The 533-nt window shown below is 46.2% G+C and carries 1 protein-coding gene; it reads left to right on the forward strand.

The annotated features are described in order from the left end of the window. Positions 1-533, forward strand: a 533-nt coding sequence (gene thrC, locus R7Z47_RS26620) for a threonine synthase (RefSeq protein WP_318130994.1), incomplete at both ends; no start/stop codon positions are given.

Genomic DNA, 533 nt, shown 5'->3' on the forward strand with positions numbered 1-533 from the left:
GGAATTACCAAAATTTGAAGACGTTGATGCGTTGCTAGCAGAAGATTTTGTTTCTCGTAGCACTAAGATCCTATCAGCACTGATTGGTGATGAACTAGCGGAAGAGCAAGTTAACGCAATGGTTGACGCTGCATTCCAATTCCCAGCACCAATCTACCAAGTAAAAGAAGGCGTTTACGCGCTAGAACTTTTCCATGGCCCGACGTTAGCATTTAAAGATTTCGGTGGCCGCTTCATGGCGCAATCCCTTGCGGCAGTTTCTAATGGCGGCAAGATCACTATTTTGACCGCAACGTCAGGTGATACTGGCGCTGCTGTAGCGCATGCTTTCTACGGAATGGAAGACATTAATGTTGTGATTCTTTACCCGAAAGGCAAGATCAGCCCGCTCCAAGAGAAGCTGTTTTGTACACTAGGTAAAAACATCCACACTGTAGCAATCAATGGCGATTTCGATGCATGTCAAGCATTGGTGAAACAAGCGTTTGATGATGCGGAGCTGCGTGAAGAGATCGGTCTGAACTCTGCAAACA

The organism is Vibrio sp. 1641, assembly GCF_033339995.1.
Taxonomy (GTDB): Bacteria; Pseudomonadota; Gammaproteobacteria; order Enterobacterales; family Vibrionaceae; genus Vibrio; species Vibrio alginolyticus.